This window comes from Streptomyces mutabilis (assembly GCF_014649815.1).
Lineage (GTDB): Bacteria > Actinomycetota > Actinomycetes > Streptomycetales > Streptomycetaceae > Streptomyces > Streptomyces mutabilis.
In genome coordinates, this window is sequence record NZ_BMTT01000001.1 from 682893 (window position 1) to 699072 (window position 16180).

Genomic DNA, 16180 nt, shown 5'->3' on the forward strand with positions numbered 1-16180 from the left:
CGCTCGATTCACCGCTCCACTCCACACGCGTAGATCGGACACCCCACATGCTCGCGATACGCCCACGGCACCGGAAAGCGGTGGCCCTCGCCACGGCCGTCGCACTCGCCGGCCTCGCCGCCCCCTCGCTGACCGCGACCCCGGCCAAGGCGACCTCCGCCACGGCGACGACCACAGCGGCGACGACCACGGCATCGGACTACGACTCGACGTACTACAGGGACGCGATCGGCAAGACGGGCGACAGCCTCAAGTCCTCCCTGCACACCATCATCAGCGACCAGACCAAGCTCTCGTACTCGGCGGTCTGGAACGCCCTGAAGGTCACCGACCAGGACCCGGCCGACAGCGGCAACGTCATCCTGCTCTACTCGGGAATCTCCCGCAGCAAGTCCCTGAACGGCGGGGACACCGGCGACTGGAACCGCGAGCACGTGTGGGCCAAGTCCCACGGCGACTTCGGCACTTCGACCGGACCCGGCACGGACATCCACCACCTGCGTCCCGAGGACGTGCGGGTCAACGGCGTCCGGGGCAACAAGGACTTCGACAACGGCGGCAGCGGCTTCACCGACAGCGGCGGCAGCCTCACCGACTCCGACTCCTTCGAACCCCGCGACGCCGTCAAGGGCGACGTGGCCCGCATGATCTTCTACATGGCGGTCCGTTACGAGGGCGGCGACGGCTGGGCCGACCTCGAGGTCAACGGCAGCGTGGACAACGGCAGCAGCCCGTACATCGGCAAGCTCGCCGTACTGAAGGAATGGAACGACGAGGACCCGCCGGACGCCTTCGAGCAGCGCCGCAACCAGGTCATCTACGACGACTACCAGCACAACCGCAACCCGTTCGTCGACCACCCGGAGTGGGTCGAGGCGATCTGGTAGGCGCCGACGCCGTCAGTCCAGGTGCGTCGGCGCGAACATGCGCAGTACGGCCGGTAGGACGACGACCGAGGGGCCCGGTGCCGCCAGCGCCTTCGCCAGATCCGTCTCCAGGGTCTGCGGGGACGTACGGACGCCGGGCACCCCGAACGACTCGGCGAGGGCCACGTAGTCGGGGCGGGTCAGCTCCGTCGCGGTCGGCTCGCCGAAGGCGTCGGTCATGTACTCGCGCAGGATGCCGTAGCCGCCGTCGTCGACGATCAGCCAGGTGACGTTCAGGTCGTACTGGCGGGCGGTGGCCAGTTCGGCGATGGAGTACAGGGCGCCACCGTCGCCGGACACCGCCAGCACCGGGTGGGTGGGGTCGGCGGCCGCGGCGCCCAGGGCCGCCGGGAAGCCGTAGCCGAGGCCACCGGCGCCCTGGGCCGAGTGCATGGTGTTGGGGGCCTTGGCGTCGAAGGCCGACCACGCCCAGTACGCCAGGATGGTCATGTCCCAGAAGGACGGCGCGCCGCGCGGGAGGGCCTTGCGGACGGCGGCCAGTACGTCCTGCTCCAGAGTGAGCTCCTGGGACGCGATGCGCTCGCGGACCTTGGCCAGTACCTCGCGCACGCGCTCCGGGGCCGCCGGGTCGGTCCGCTCCCCCACCGTCTCCAGCAGCGCCTGGAGGGCGAGGCGGGCGTCGGCGTGGATGCCGAGGGCCGGGTGGTTGGACTCGAGCTTGCCGAGGTCGGCCTCGATCTGGACGACCCGGCCGCGCGGCTTGAAGGTGTGGTAGTTCGAGGAGAGTTCACCGAGGCCCGAGCCGACGACGAGGAGTACGTCGGCGTCCTCCAGGAAGTCCGTGGTGTGGCGGTCCTCCAGCCAGGACTGGAGGGACAGGGGGTGCGTCCACGGGAACGCGCCCTTGCCGCCGAAAGTCGTGACGACCGGCGCCTGGAGACGCTCGGCCAGTTGCCGGAGCTTCTTCGACGCGTCCGCCCGGACGACCCCGCCGCCCGCGATGATCGCGGGGCGCTCCGCGCGCGAGAGCAGGTCGGCGGCGACCGCCGTCAGTTCGAGGCGCGGGGGAAGTTCCTCGGGGAAGGTGTCGCCGCCGGTCACCACCGGGATCGGCGTCTTCGCCAGGAGGACGTCCTGCGGGATCTCCACCCACACCGGGCCGTGCGGGACGGTCAGCGCCGACGTCCATGCCTCCGCGATCGCGGACGGGATCTGGGACTGGGTGCGGACCGTGTGGACGGACTTCACCACGCCCCGGAAGGACGCGGCCTGGTCGGGGAGTTCGTGCAGGTAGCCGTGGCGTCCGCCGCCCAGGCCGGCCGTCGGGACCTGGCTGCTGATCGCCAGTACGGGAGCGGAGGCCGCCCTTGCCTCCTGGAGGGCGGCCAGGGAGGTGAGGGCTCCCGGGCCGGTGGACAGGAGCAGCGGGGCGGCCTCACCGGTGATGCGGCCGTACGCGTCGGCCGCGAAACCGGCGTTGTTCTCCACTCGCAGGCCGATGTAGCGCAGGTCCGACCGGCGCAAGGCGTCGAACATGCCGAGGGCGTGCTGGCCGGGCAGGCCGAAGACGGTGGTCGCGCCGAGCGCGGCCAGCGTCTCCACGACCAGGTCTCCGCCGTTGCGGCCGGGGGGAGGGTTCAGTGCGGCCTCCGTCTGGGCGCCGGTCGGACGGAGTACCAGGTCGTGGTCGTGGGTCACTGCGCTGCCTTCTCCTGGGCGATCTGGCGGGACATGATCGTGGTCAGTTCGTACGCGGTGTGGGACGCGGCGACCGACGTGATCTCCGCGTGGTCGTACGCGGGGGCGACCTCGACGACGTCGGCCGACACCAGGTTGCAGGACGCCAGGCCGCGCAGGATCTCCAGCAGCTCGCGCGAGGTCATGCCGCCGGCCTCGGGGGTGCCGGTGCCGGGGGCGTGGGCGGGGTCCAGGCAGTCGATGTCGATGGAGATGTAGAGCGGGCGGTCACCGATGCGCTGGCGGAGCTGGTCGGCGACCTCGTCGGCGCCGCGACGGTAGACGTCGGCGGAGGTGACGATGCCGAAGCCCATCTTCTCGTCGTCGGTGAGGTCCTGCTTGCCGTACAACGGGCCGCGGGTGCCCACGTGGGAGAGGGCGGAGGTGTCGAGGATGCCCTCCTCGACGGCGCGGCGGAACGGGGTGCCGTGCGTGTACTCGGCGCCGAAGTAGGTGTCCCACGTGTCGAGGTGGGCGTCGAAGTGGAGCAGGGCGACCGGGCCGTGCTTCTTGGCGACCGAACGCAGCAGGGGCAGGGCGATGGTGTGGTCGCCGCCGAGGGTCATCAGGCGGGCGCCGGTGCCCAGGAGGTCGTCGGCGGCGGCCTCCACGGTCTCGACGGCCTCGTTGATGTTGAAGGGGTTGACGGCTATGTCACCGCCGTCGGCGACCTGGGCGAGGGCGAAGGGGGAGGCGTCCTGGGCCGGGTTGTACGGGCGCAGCAGGCGGGAGGCCTCGCGGATGGCGTTGCCGCCGAAGCGGGCGCCCGGCCGGTAGGAGACGCCCGAGTCGAACGGCACGCCCACCACGGCGACGTCGGCGGTACCGACCTCGTCCAGGCGGGGCAGCCGGGCGAAGGTCGCGGGGCCCGCGTACCGCGGGATTCGGGAGGAGTCGACGGGGCCGCGGGGCGTCTCGTTGCTGCTCATGTACTGCCTTCCTTCTTACGCTTCGTCGCGTATGTACTACTGCTGTCCGACTCTACTGGTGAGCCGGGACCGCCGGTTCGGACGTGGGTTCGGAGGCCCGGCCGGCGAGGCGTTCGCGCCAGGCGGTGAGGGTCGCCTCGTCGGTGGGGCGGGTCGTCAGGGAGACGGCGACGTAGGCGGCCAGGGAGGCCAGGAGGCCGTAGTAGACGGGCTCGTTGGCGAGGATGCCGTAGCCCGCCATCAGGCCGACGACGGCGAGACCGCCGACGGCGACCGCGGCGAGGGCGCCCTGTGCGGTGCCGCGCTTCCACAGCAGTCCACCGAGGATGGGGACGAGGAGGCCGCCGACGAGGAGGTTGTAGGCGACGGTGAGGGCCTCGACGACGTCGTTGAGGGCGATGGAGATGAGGATGACGGCGACGCCCATGGCGAGGATGAAGGCGCGGTTGCCCTTGACCTCGTCGTGCTCGCCCCCGCCCTCCGGCCCCCGGACCGCGCCGCGCAGCCGGGACCAGATGTCGTTGTTGGCGACGGTGGCGCAGGCGATGAGGGCGCCGGAGGAAGTGGACATCACGGCGGCCAGGGCGGCGGCCAGTACCAGTCCGCGCACGCCGATGGGCAGTTCGTCCTTGACGATGGTGGCGAAGGCGTCGTCGGGGCTGGCGAGCTTCGGGTAGAGCACCTTGGCCGCGGTGCCGATGATCGCGCCGGCGACGGCGTAGACGAGGCAGTAGGTGCCGGCGACGGTGCCGCCCCACTTGGCGGTGCGGTCGCTGCCCGCGGTGAAGACGCGCTGCCAGATGTCCTGCCCGATGAGCATGCCGAAGGTGTAGATCAGCACATAGGTGAAGACGGTCTCGCCGCCGATGCCCAGCGGGTCGAAGTACGAGGTGGGCAGCTGGTCCTTCATCTCGCCGAAGCCGCCGGCCTTGACGACCGCGATGGGCAGCAGCAGGAGCAGCACGCCGATGGTCTTCACCACGAACTGCACCATGTCGGTGAGGGTGATGGACCACATGCCGCCGAGCGTGGAGTAGGCGACGACGATGGAGCCGCCGAGGACGATGGCGAGGGTGCGGTTCACGTCGAAGAGGACGTCGAAGATCGTGGCGTAGGCGATGGTGGAGGTCACGGCCAGCATCAGGGTGTACGCCCACATGACGACGCCGGAGATGACACCGGCCCGGCCGCCGTAGCGCAGGTCGAGCATCTCGGAGACGGTGTAGACCTTGAGGCGGGCGATGCGGGCGGAGAAGAAGACGGACAGGGCGAGGATGCCGAGGCCGATCGTGACGACCATCCAGGCGCCGGAGAGCCCGTACTGGTAGCCGAGGCCGACGCCGCCGATGGTGGAGGCGCCACCGAGGACGATCGCCGCCATGGTGCCGGAGTACATGCCGGGGCCGAGGCGGCGTCCCGCCACGAGGAACTCGCTCTTTGACTTGGCGCGGCGCATGCCCCACCAGCCCATGGCCAGCATGCCGGCGAGATAGACGACGATCACGATGTAGTCGACGGCCATGTGGGGCTCTCCTTCGCGCACTCTCGGTGGCGTGTCGTGCGATGGGTGTGTGTCCGGTGGCGCTGCGGGGACATCCGCCCGTACCCGCGGCTGCCGGTGTGGATTCCGGTCCGGGTTGACATTAGGTGGCTGGAAAGCGGCTGCGAAGTGTACGTTTCATCCAGCGGGGGGTCGCCTTAGTGGAGGAATCGTCCATCGTGCAAGGACCGGCCGTCCCGCCCACGCCGCCCACTCCCCCGGTCTCCCTGGCTGCCCTGCTGTCCCGGGACGACCTGGGGCTGCGCCAGATCGCCGGGCACCCGGCGGCGGACGTCACGATCCACGGGGCGCACACCTCGGAGATGTCGGACCCCTACCCGTACCTGCTGGGCGGTGAGCTGCTGCTGACGGCGGGCGTGCACTTCACGGACGCGGCGGACCCGGAGACCTCGTACTTCGACGACTACGTCGCCCGGATCGTGGCGGCGGGCGGGGCCGCCCTCGGCTTCGGGGTGGCGCCCGTGCACGACACGGTGCCCGAGGCGCTGGTCGCGGCCTGCGAGGCGTACGGGCTGCCGTTGGTGGAGGTGCCGCCGCGGACGACGTTCTCGGGCGTGGCCCGTGCGGTGTGGCAGCTGATGGGGCAGGCCCGGCTGGCCGAGCTGCGCCGGATCTCCGAGGCCCAGCAGGGGCTGGCCGCGGCGGCCTCCCGTCCGGACCCGGTGCCGTCGGTGCTGCGCCGGCTGGCCGGCCGGCTCGAGGGGCGGGCGGTGCTGTACGGACCGGAGGGCACGGAGATCGCCGCGGCGGGGCGGGAGCCCGGGGCGCAGGTGCGGGGGGCGCTGGCGGAGCTGGCCCGGTTCGTCTCCGGGCACGCCTCCAGCACGGCCACGGACACCGTCGCCGGCACTCGTCTCGCGGCGTACGCGCTCGGCGCCGGGCGGGGGTTCGTCCTGGGGGTGGCGGCCCCGCACCGGGAGTCCGGGGACCACACCATCGCCTCGGTCGCCGCCGTGCTGCTCTCCCTCCTCACCGGCGAGCACCGGAGCGGCACCGGCGCGGCCCGCTCCTCGGCGCTCGTGCGGCTGCTGCTGGGCGCCCGGCGCGAGGAGGTCGCCCCGCTGCTCGGCGGCGGGGAGGGGGACGGCGGCGTCACCCGCTGGTACGTCGTCCACGCCCGCCCGAACACCGGCACTCCCGACGCGGTCTCCGCCTCGGCCCTCGGCACGGCCCTCGGCTCCCCGCTGGTCGACGCGGCCGACGACGTCGTACGGGTCCTGGTGCCGGCCGCGCCACGGACGGAGGGCGGCGCGGGCTCGCAGCCCGAGGCGGGCGGGGGTGCGCAGCCCGATGCGGGCGCGGCCCCGCAGGGCGAGGCGGGGACGACCTCGACGGCCGGCCCGGCCGTCGGAGCCGGTTCACCCGACGGGGCCAGTTCACCCGCCGGGGCCAGTTCACCCGCCGGGGCCAGTTCGCCCGCCGGGGCCGGTGCGGTCGCCGGGGCCAGTTCACCCGTCGAGGCCGGTTCGGTCGTGTCCGGTGCGGCGGGGGCGGCAGACCCGGGCCCGGGGGCGGAAGTCGGCCGGACGACCATCTCCACCGGCCGCGATCGCCCCGTCGGCCCCGCGATCCCCACCTCGCCGAAGCCGCCCGCGGGTTCCGGCCCCGCCGCTCAGCCCGGCTGGACCCTCGGCGTCAGCGCGCCCGTCGCCCCCGCCGAATGGCCCGCCGCCGACGCGCAGGCGGCGCGGGCGCTGGCCAGGGCCAGGGCCACCCGGTCCGCACTGGTCCGGCATGCCGACCGGCCGGCGTTCGCCGACCTCGTGCCGGCCGGCGAGGCCGAGGCGCACGCTCGGGCGCTGCTCGCGCCGGTCGCCACCGTTCCGGCGCTCACCGAGACGCTGCGGGCCTGGCTCTCGCTGCACGGCAGCTGGGACCGCACCGCCGTCGCCCTGTCCGTGCACCGCAACACCGTCCGCCAGCGCATCGCCCGCTGCGCGGCCCTGCTGGGCGCCGACCTCGACGACCCGGACGTACGGATGGAACTGTGGTTCGCGCTGCGGCACCTGTGAAGGTGACCCACGTCCCAGCGCGTGACATGCCGAAGACGCCCACGGGCGGCTGCTACACAATGGAGCCATGCCGATACCCGGGACACCCAGCCGCGCCGAACTCGCCGAACACCTCGTCAGAACCCGTATCGCGGGCGACGTCGCCACGCCCCGCGAGAACAACCTCTCTCATTACCGCAAACTGGCGAACGGCGACCGGGGCTTCTGGCTCGGTCTGGAGCTGGGCGACCGCTGGAGCGACGAGCAGGACGTGCTCGCGGTGATGGCGGAGCGGGTCGGCGTCAACGACGACCCGGAGTACCGGCACGGCCAGGACACCATCGACCCCGAGCTGACCGTGGCCGCGCTGGAGCGGATGGCCGGCCGGCTGCGCAAGGCGGCGGACGGCGGGCAGCGGGTGCTGTTCGCGACCGGTCACCCGGGCGGTCTGCTCGACGTGCACCGGGCCACGGCCGACGCGCTGCGGGCGGCCGGCTGCGAGATCGTCGTGATCCCGGAGGGGCTGACGACGGAGGAGGGGTACGTCCAGCAGTTCGCGGACGTGGCGGTGCTGGAGCACGGCGCCTCGCTGTGGCACACGCACTCCGGTGAGCCGATGAAGGCGATCCTGACCGGCCTGGAGCGGGAGGGCCGCCCGTTGCCCGACCTGGTGGTCGCCGACCACGGCTGGGCCGGTTACGCCGGCCAGCACGGTGTCGACTCCGTCGGCTACGCCGACTGCAACGACCCGGCGCTCTTCCTCGCCGAGTCCGAGGGCACTCTCCAGGTCGCGGTGCCGCTGGACGACCACGTGGTCAGCCCGCGCTACTACGACCCGATGACGGCGTACCTGCTGACGGAGGCGGGGCTGAAGTAGCCCCCCCCTCCCTCCCCCTGTCGGCCGTCACGGCCAGGGGTTGAGCCCTTCCGAGCGGCGCTGCGCGCACCCGGGCGTCGGGTCCAGGCAGACCCGGCGGATCATCGGGAACTCCTCGCGCAGCCGCTGCTCGGCCCGCTCGCACGCCCACTCGGTCTGCGCCGCCGTCGCAACGTCCCGGAAGTCGGCCTTGGCGGCGACCAGCGCCTCCCGCGGTCCCTGCACCAGGGTGGTCAGCTCCAGTACGGCTTCGATGTGCTCGACGGCCACCGGTTCCGCGCTGACGCGCTCGCGCACGGTGCGGGGCAGCGGAACTCGGCGTCGGAGCGGCCCGGCACCCAGGCGACGTACAGCAGCAGGGCGCCGATGCCTCGCCGTGCGCCTGCTTGAGGCCGGTGCGCAGCGAGTAACCCTCCAGGAGGAAGGCGACGGCGAGGACGAGGTAGGCGAGCAGCGGGTCGCCGGGTTCCTCGCCGTGGCGACGGCGGCGAGCAGGGCCCAGATGCAGCGTTCGGGGCCGTGGCCGAGGGGGGGCCTCGTCGGCGGGGCGCTCGCTGCGTTCGAGCGAGGTCAGCAGCAGGACCTCGTGACGGTGCCGGCGACCGAGTGCGCGGCCTCCGAGAGCATCGCGCCGGAGCCGCTGATCACGCCGGCCACCGCCTTGGCGATGGCGATGCCGAGGTTGGCGAAGGCGGCGACCAGCACGGTGAAAGTGCTCTCGCCGCCGCCGGTCTCGTGCCGCTGAGGTCTGGCCATGCCCCTCAGCGTTCCCGAGGGACGCGCACCACGCCTTCCTGGATGACCGAGATGGCGAGCCGCCCGTCATGCGTGTGGATACGGGCCTGGCCGAGGCCCCGGCCGCCGGACGCGGACGGCGACTGCTGGTCGTACAGGAGCCACTCGTCGGCGCGGAAGGGCCGGTGGAACCACATCGCGTGGTCCAGCGAGGCCCCGACGACGTCGCCGACGGCCCAGCCGCCGCGGCCGTGGGCGAGCAGCACCGAGTCGAGGAGGGTCATGTCGGAGACGTAGGTGGCGAGGACGACGTGCAGGAGGGGGTCGTCGGTGAGTTTGCCGTTGGTGCGGAACCACACCTGGGAGTGGGGTTCGCGGGGCGTGCCGTAGTCGCCGAAGGGCGGGTCGTCGACGTAGCGCAGGTCGACGGCGGCCCGCGCCTCCAGGAACCGCTCCACGGTCTCGGCGGGCAGGTGCGGGTAGCTCCGCAGCCGTTCCTCGCCGGTGGGGAGGGTCGCCGGGTCCGGGGCGGGCGGCATCGGGGCCTGGTGGTCCAGACCGTCCTCGTACGTCTGGAAGGACGCCGACAGGCCGAAGATCGGCTTGCCGTGCTGGACGGCGACGACGCGGCGGGTGGTGAAGGAGCGGCCGTCGCGCAGGCGGTCGACGTCGTAGACGATGGGGGCGCCGGGGTCGCCGGGGCGCAGGAAGTACGCGTGCAGGGAGTGCGCGTGCCGGTCGGCGGGGACCGTGCGTCCGGCGGCGACCAGCGCCTGGGCGGCCACCTGCCCGCCGAAGACCCGGGGGACGACGGCGCAGCGGGAGTCGCCGCGGTAGATGTCCTCCTCGATCCGCTCGAGGTCGAGCAGGTCGAGGAGGGACTGGAGTGCTTCGCTCATGTCCTGGGGTTTACAGGCCCATGTTCTTCGCGATGATCGACTTCATGATTTCGCTGGTACCGCCGTAGATGCGGTTGACGCGATTGTCGGCGTACAGGCGGGCGATCGGGTACTCGTTCATGTAGCCGTAGCCGCCGTGGAGCTGGAGGCAGCGGTCGATGACGCGATGGGCGACCTCGGTGCAGAACAGCTTGGCGCTGGCGGCCTCGGCGGGGGTGAGTTCGCCGGCGTCCAGGGCCTCGGTGGCGCGGTCGGCGACGGCCTCGGCGGCGTCCACCTCGGCTTGGCAGGCGGCCAGCTCGAACTTGGTGTTCTGGAAGTGGGCGACCGGCTTGCCGAAGACGGTGCGCTCCTGCACGTACTGCGTGGCGAACCGGACGGCGGCCTTGGCCTGCGCGTAGGCGCCGTAGGCGATGCCCCAGCGCTCGGAGGCGAGGTTGTGGCCGAGGTAGGAGAAGCCCTTGTTCTCCTCGCCGAGCAGGTCCTCGACGGGCACCTTGACGTCGACGAAGGCCAGCTCGGCGGTGTCGGAGGTGCGCAGGCCCAGCTTGTCCAGCTTGCGGCCGACGGAGTAGCCCTCGGACTTGGTGTCCACGGCGAACAGGGATATGCCGAAGCGGCGGTCGTCCTCGCGCGGGGCGGAGGTGCGGGCGCAGACGATCACCTTGTCGGCGTGAACGCCGCCGGTGATGAAGGTCTTGGCGCCGTTGAGGACGTAGTGGGTGCCGTCCTCGCTCAGCTTGGCGGTGGTCTTCATGCCCGCGAGGTCGGAGCCGGTGCCCGGCTCGGTCATCGCGATGGCCCACATCTCCTCGCCGGTGACGAACTTCGGCAGGTAGCGCTTCTTCTGCTCGTCGGTGGCCAGCATCTTGATGTAGGGCAGGGCGAGCAGCACGTGCACGCCGGAGCCGCCGAACTGGACGCCCGCGCGGGCGGTCTCCTCGTAGAGGACGGCCTCGAACTTGTGGCTGTCCAGGCCGGCGCCGCCGAACTCCTCGGGCACGTTGATGCCGAAGATGCCCAGCTCGCCGAGCTTGTAGTAGAAGTCGCGCGGCGCCTGGCCCGCGGCGAACCACTCGTCGTAGACGGGGACGACCTCGGCCTCGATGAAGGCGCGGAGGGTCTCCCGGAACGCCTCGTGGTCCTCGTTGAACACCGTACGGCGCACCGCGCCACCTCCAGGGTACGTATCTAAGCGCTTGCTCAGGCTTCACCGTACCGGCGGGTAGGGAGAGGCGTCCAGAGTGGGACGCGGGTAACCCTCGTCACTCCCCCGCCTCTTCGGGCGTCAGCCCTCCCCCACCGCCGCGAACGCCCCCCGCGCCATCCGGTGCAGCAGCGCCGCCGTCACCGCGCGGCCCGGCAGGGAGCCGGGGCGGCCCAGGTGCGGGGTGGAGTTCAGGAGGCCGAAGACCGAGTGGACGGCCGAGCGGGCGCTCGGCTCCGGGACCGCCGGGTAGACCTCGCGCAGCACCCCGACCCACAGTTCGACGTACTGCCGCTGGAGCTGGCGGACCAGCTTGCGGTCGGCGTCCCGGAGGCGGTCCAGCTCGCGGTCGTGCAGGGTGATGAGCGGGCGGTCGTCGAGCGCGAAGTCGATGTGACCCTCGATGAGCGAGTCGAGGACCGCCCCGGGGCCCGGGTCGGAGCCGGTCACCCCGTCGGCCTCCGCCAGCCGCCGCTTCGCCCCGGTCAGCAGCGAGTCGCTGATCCCGACCAGCAGCTCGGCGAGCATCGCGTCCTTGCCGGCGAAGTGCCGGTAGAGGCCAGGGCCGCTGATGCCGACCGCGGCACCTATCTCGTCGACGCCGACACCGTGGAAGCCGCGCTCGGCGAAGAGCCGGGCGGCCTCCTTGAGAATCTGCTCGCGGCGGGTGGGGGCGTCGGTTCTGGTGGCCATGGGATCAATTCTAGACAGGGCGGTTAGCGGTCGTTAACCTGAAGGAAATGCGTTAACGCTCATTAACCGATCGACCGATCGACCATCGGGTGAGGGGACCGCAGGATGCACGAGGCACCGGAGCTGACGACGGCGGCGGATCCCGCCTCCGAGGCCTTTCGGGCCAACGAGGAGGCGCACCGCGTCCTCGTGGAGGAGCTGCGCGCCAAGCTGGCGGCGGCCAGGCTCGGCGGCGGGGAGCGGGCCCGGGCCCGGCACACCGCCCGCGGCAAACTGCTGCCGCGCGACCGCGTGGACACGCTGCTCGATCCGGGCTCGCCGTTCCTGGAGCTGGCGCCGCTCGCGGCCGACGGGCTCTACGACGGCCAGGCCCCGGCCGCCGGCGTGATCGCCGGGATCGGCCGGGTCAGCGGCCGGGAGTGCGTGATCGTCGCCAACGACGCCACCGTCAAGGGCGGCACGTACTACCCGATGACCGTGAAGAAGCACCTGCGGGCGCAGGAGGTGGCGCTGGAGAACCGGCTGCCGTGCCTGTACCTGGTGGACTCCGGGGGCGCCTTCCTGCCGATGCAGGACGAGGTCTTCCCCGACCGCGAGCACTTCGGGCGGATCTTCTACAACCAGGCCAGGATGTCCGGCGCCGGCATCCCGCAGATCGCGGCCGTCCTCGGCTCCTGCACGGCGGGCGGCGCGTACGTCCCGGCGATGAGCGACGAGGCGGTGATCGTGCGCGATCAGGGCACGATCTTCCTGGGCGGCCCGCCGCTGGTGAAGGCGGCCACCGGCGAGGTGGTCACGGCGGAGGAGCTGGGCGGCGGCGAGGTGCACTCGCGGGTGTCCGGCGTGACCGACCACCTGGCGGAGGACGACGCGCACGCGCTGCGGATCGTGCGGCAGATCGTCTCCACGCTGCCCGGGCGCGGCGCGCTGCCGTGGGGCGTGGAGCCCGCCGTGGAGCCGAAGGCCGACCCGCAGCAGATGTCCGGCGTGGTCCCGGTCGACTCCCGCACCCCCTACGACGTCCGCGAGATCATCGCCCGGGTGGTGGACGGCTCGCGGTTCGCCGAGTTCAAGTCCGAGTACGGGCAGACGCTGGTCACCGGCTTCGCCCGCGTCCACGGCCACCCGGTGGGGATCGTCGCCAACAACGGCATCCTGTTCGCCGAGTCGGCCCAGAAGGGCGCCCACTTCATCGAGCTGTGCGACCAGCGCGGCATCCCGCTGGTGTTCCTGCAGAACATCTCCGGGTTCATGGTCGGCAAGGACTACGAGGCCGGGGGCATCGCCAAGCACGGCGCCAAGATGGTGACGGCGGTGGCGTGCACACGGGTGCCGAAGCTGACGGTGGTGGTCGGCGGGTCGTACGGCGCGGGGAACTACTCGATGTGCGGGCGGGCGTACTCGCCGCGCTTCCTGTGGATGTGGCCCAACGCCAAGATCTCGGTAATGGGCGGCGAGCAGGCCGCGTCCGTGCTGGCCACGGTCAAACGGGACCAGCTGGAGGCCCGGGGCGAGGAGTGGCCGGCCGAGGAGGAGGAGTCCTTCAGGGCGCCGATCCGTGCGCAGTACGAGCGCCAGGGGAACGCCTACTACGCGACCGCCCGCCTGTGGGACGACGGGGTGATCGAGCCCGCCGACACCCGGCAGGTGCTGGGTCTGGCCCTGACCGCGTGTGCCAACGCGCCGCTGGGCGAGCCCCAGTTCGGCGTCTTCCGGATGTGAGGAGGGGACTTCGATGGGGAGCGCGATGGGGAGCTCGATGTTCGACACGGTGCTGGTGGCCAACCGCGGTGAGATCGCGGTGCGGGTCGTCCGGACGCTGCGCTCGATGGGCGTGCGCTCGGTGGCGGTCTTCTCCGACGCCGACGCGGACGCGCGGCACGTAAGGGAGGCCGACGAGGCGGTACGGATCGGCCCGGCGCCGGCGGCGGAGAGCTATCTGTCGGTCGAACGGCTGCTGGAGGCGGCGGCGCGGACGGGCGCGCAGGCCGTCCACCCGGGGTACGGATTCCTCGCGGAGAACGCCGGTTTCGCGCGGGCCTGCGAGGAGGCGGGGCTGGTCTTCATCGGGCCGCCCGCCGACGCCATCGCCCTGATGGGCGACAAGATCCGGGCCAAGGAGACGGTGAAGGCGGCCGGGGTGCCGGTGGTGCCGGGCTCCAGCGGCAGCGGCCTGACGGACGCGCAGCTCGCGGAGGCCGCCCGTGAGATCGGGACACCGGTGCTGCTCAAGCCGTCGGCCGGCGGTGGCGGCAAGGGCATGCGGCTGGTGCGGGACGCGGCCGTGCTGGCCGACGAGATCGCCGCCGCCCGCCGCGAGGCCCGCGCCTCCTTCGGCGACGACACGCTGCTGGTGGAGCGGTGGATCGACCGGCCCCGGCACATCGAGATCCAGGTCCTGGCCGACGGCCACGGGAACGTGGTGCACCTGGGCGAGCGCGAGTGCTCGCTGCAGCGCCGGCACCAGAAGGTCATCGAGGAGGCGCCCAGCGTCCTGCTCGACGAGGCGACCCGCGCCGCGATGGGCGAGGCGGCGGTGCAGGCGGCCCGCTCCTGCGGCTACGGGGGCGCGGGCACGGTGGAGTTCATCGTGCCGGGCGAGGACCCCTCGCAGTACTACTTCATGGAGATGAACACCCGCCTCCAGGTGGAGCACCCGGTGACCGAGCTGGTCACGGGCCTGGACCTGGTGGAGTGGCAGCTGCGGGTGGCGGCGGGCGAACGGCTCGGCTTCGCGCAGCGGGACGTGCGGCTGACCGGGCACGCGATCGAGGCCCGCCTGTGCGCGGAGGACCCGGCGCGCGGCTTCCTCCCCTCCGGCGGCACGGTGCTGCGCCTGCACGAGCCGGAGGGCGACGGTGTCCGCACCGACTCCGGGCTCAGCGAGGGCACCGAGGTCGGCAGCCTCTACGACCCGATGCTGTCCAAGGTCATCGCGTACGGCCCCGACCGCGCCACCGCCCTGCGCAGGCTCCGGGCGGCCCTCGCCCGGACGGTGACGCTGGGCGTGCAGACCAACGCCGGGTTCCTGCGGCGGCTGCTCGCCCACCCGGCGGTGGTGGCGGGCGAGCTGGACACCGGACTGGTGGAGCGGGAAGTCGATTCCCTGGTCTCCACCGACGTGCCGGAGGAGGTGTACGAGGCGGCGGCGGCCGTACGGCTGGACGCGCTGCGTCCGCGCGGGGACGGCTGGACGGACCCGTTCTCGGTGCCGAGCGGCTGGCGGATGGGCGGCGCGCCGAAGCCGGTCTCCTTCCACCTGCGGGTCACCGACCCGGTGGAGCACACCCCGCGCGGCGTCCACACCGTCACCGACGACCACGTCGCCGTCGCCCTGGACGGCGTCCGGCACACCTTCCACCGGGCCGCCGACTGGTTGGGCCGCGACGGCGACGCCTGGCACGTGCGCGACCACGACCCGGTCGCCGCCTCCCTCACCGGTGCCGCCCACGCGGGCGCCGACTCGCTGACCGCTCCCATGCCGGGCACGGTGACGGTGGTGAAGGTGGCCGTCGGCGACGAGGTGAGCGCCGGGCAGAGCCTGCTGGTGGTGGAGGCGATGAAGATGGAGCACGTCATCTCCGCCCCGCACGCGGGCACGGTCGCCGAGCTGGACGTGGCGCCGGGCACGACCGTGGCCATGGACCAGGTGCTCGCGGTCATCGCACCCACCGACGACGGTGAGGAGGAGACGGCGTGAACGCCCCCGAGCTGGGTCTGCCCATGGCCGTACCGGCCGAGGGACTGCCCGCCCGCGTCCGCATCCACGAGGTGGGCGCGCGCGACGGCCTGCAGAACGAGAAGGCGACGGTGCCGGTGGAGGTGAAGGCGGAGTTCGTCCGCCGTCTGGCCGGTACGGGCCTGACCACCATCGAGGCGACGAGCTTCGTGCACCCCAAGTGGGTGCCGCAGCTGGCGGACGCGGAGCGGCTGTTCCCGGCGGTCGCGGACCTGCCGGTCGAGCTGCCCGTGCTGGTGCCGAACGAACGCGGCCTCGACCGCGCCCTCGCGCTCGGCGCCCGCCGCGTCGCGGTCTTCGCCAGTGCCACGGAGTCCTTCGCCAAGGCCAACCTGAACCGGACGGTGGACGAGGCGCTGGCCATGTTCGAGCCGGTGGTGGCGCGGGCCAAGGGCGCCGACGTCCACGTCCGGGGCTATCTCTCGATGTGCTTCGGCGACCCGTGGGAGGGCGCGGTCCCCGTCGAGCAGGTGGTGAAGGTCTGCCGGGCCCTGCTGGACATGGGCTGCGACGAGCTGAGCCTCGGTGACACCATCGGGGTGGCGACCCCGGGCCACGTGAGCGCCCTGCTCACCTCCCTCTTCGACGCCGGCGTTCCCGTGGACGCGCTCGGCGTGCACTTCCACGACACGTACGGCCAGGCCCTGTCCAACACCTACGCGGCCCTGCGGCACGGCGTGAGCACCGTCGACGCCTCCGCGGGCGGACTGGGCGGCTGCCCCTACGCGAAGTCCGCCACCGGAAACCTCGCCACCGAAGACCTCGTGTGGATGCTGCGCGGCCTCGGCATCGACACCGGGGTCGACCTCGGCTCTCTCGTCGCCACCAGCGTCTGGATGGCCGCCCACCTGGGCCGACCCAGCCCGTCCCGCACCGTCCGGGCCCTCGCCGGCCCGGGCGACGACTCCGACCAGGAGAAGTGAAG

12 protein-coding genes and 1 pseudogene are annotated in these 16180 nt (G+C 72.6%); 6 read left to right on the forward strand and 7 right to left on the reverse strand.

The window, feature by feature from the left end; genetic code table 11:
- Nucleotides 1-47: 47 nt before the first annotated feature.
- On the forward strand, nucleotides 48-887 hold the full coding sequence (locus tag IE142_RS02995; protein WP_191884231.1) for an endonuclease I family protein: 840 nt from the start codon (nucleotides 48-50) through the stop codon (nucleotides 885-887).
- 12 nt (nucleotides 888-899) lie between these two features.
- Here IE142_RS02995 and IE142_RS03000 read toward each other — a convergent pair whose 3' ends face one another.
- Genes IE142_RS03000 through IE142_RS03010 form a run of 3 tightly spaced genes read right to left on the reverse strand, consistent with a single transcriptional unit; the run spans nucleotide 900 to nucleotide 5075 of the window.
- Nucleotides 900-2585 (reverse strand): thiamine pyrophosphate-binding protein, encoded by a 1686-nt coding sequence (locus IE142_RS03000; protein ID WP_191884232.1) that lies wholly within the window; start codon nucleotides 2583-2585, stop codon nucleotides 900-902.
- The gene (gene speB, locus IE142_RS03005) at nucleotides 2582-3553 is read right to left on the reverse strand and encodes an agmatinase (RefSeq protein WP_100047064.1); all 972 of its coding nucleotides are present in this window, start codon (nucleotides 3551-3553) and stop codon (nucleotides 2582-2584) included. The genes IE142_RS03000 and speB overlap by 4 nt, the downstream gene beginning before the upstream one ends.
- A 52-nt stretch (nucleotides 3554-3605) precedes the next feature.
- A complete protein-coding gene (locus tag IE142_RS03010) occupies nucleotides 3606-5075 on the reverse strand; it encodes a sodium:solute symporter family protein (RefSeq protein WP_191884233.1) in 1470 nt (489 codons plus the stop codon).
- A gap of 197 nt (nucleotides 5076-5272) precedes the next feature.
- Between IE142_RS03010 and IE142_RS03015 the strand changes: the two genes are divergently transcribed.
- Together IE142_RS03015 and IE142_RS03020 are read left to right on the forward strand one after the other, a co-directional pair.
- Complete coding sequence (locus IE142_RS03015; RefSeq protein ID WP_191884234.1) at nucleotides 5273-7126, forward strand: PucR family transcriptional regulator; 1854 nt, start codon at nucleotides 5273-5275, stop codon at nucleotides 7124-7126.
- A 67-nt stretch (nucleotides 7127-7193) separates the two neighbouring features.
- Nucleotides 7194-7982 carry a phosphatase gene (locus IE142_RS03020; protein ID WP_100047067.1) on the forward strand — a complete coding sequence of 263 codons (789 nt, stop codon included), beginning with the start codon at nucleotides 7194-7196 and terminating at the stop codon, nucleotides 7980-7982.
- Between the two features lie 27 nt (nucleotides 7983-8009).
- Here the strand turns inward: IE142_RS03020 and IE142_RS03025 are convergent.
- From IE142_RS03025 to IE142_RS03040, 4 genes and pseudogenes are all read right to left on the reverse strand, one after another.
- Nucleotides 8010-8738 (reverse strand): annotated as a pseudogene (locus tag IE142_RS03025) (cation diffusion facilitator family transporter).
- Between the two features lie 5 nt (nucleotides 8739-8743).
- Complete coding sequence (locus IE142_RS03030) at nucleotides 8744-9616, reverse strand: acyl-CoA thioesterase (protein WP_191884235.1); 873 nt, start codon at nucleotides 9614-9616, stop codon at nucleotides 8744-8746.
- A gap of 10 nt (nucleotides 9617-9626) precedes the next feature.
- Nucleotides 9627-10784 (reverse strand): acyl-CoA dehydrogenase family protein, encoded by a 1158-nt coding sequence (locus IE142_RS03035; RefSeq protein ID WP_191884236.1) that lies wholly within the window; start codon nucleotides 10782-10784, stop codon nucleotides 9627-9629.
- 120 nt (nucleotides 10785-10904) lie between these two features.
- Nucleotides 10905-11516 carry an SACE_7040 family transcriptional regulator gene (locus tag IE142_RS03040; protein ID WP_191884237.1) on the reverse strand — a complete coding sequence of 204 codons (612 nt, stop codon included), beginning with the start codon at nucleotides 11514-11516 and terminating at the stop codon, nucleotides 10905-10907.
- A gap of 105 nt (nucleotides 11517-11621) precedes the next feature.
- Between IE142_RS03040 and IE142_RS03045 the strand changes: the two genes are divergently transcribed.
- The 3 genes from IE142_RS03045 to IE142_RS03055 are packed head-to-tail and all read left to right on the forward strand — an operon-like array spanning nucleotide 11622 to nucleotide 16178.
- Nucleotides 11622-13238, forward strand: a complete 1617-nt coding sequence (locus IE142_RS03045) for a carboxyl transferase domain-containing protein (RefSeq protein ID WP_043372711.1) — start codon at nucleotides 11622-11624, stop codon at nucleotides 13236-13238.
- 37 nt (nucleotides 13239-13275) lie between these two features.
- Nucleotides 13276-15216 carry an acetyl/propionyl/methylcrotonyl-CoA carboxylase subunit alpha gene (locus IE142_RS03050; RefSeq protein ID WP_191884439.1) on the forward strand — a complete coding sequence of 647 codons (1941 nt, stop codon included), beginning with the start codon at nucleotides 13276-13278 and terminating at the stop codon, nucleotides 15214-15216.
- Nucleotides 15213-16178, forward strand: coding sequence for a hydroxymethylglutaryl-CoA lyase (locus tag IE142_RS03055; protein WP_191884238.1), 966 nt, complete (start codon nucleotides 15213-15215; stop codon nucleotides 16176-16178). Before IE142_RS03050 ends, IE142_RS03055 begins: the two co-directional genes overlap by 4 nt.
- Nucleotides 16179-16180: the final 2 nt, after the last annotated feature.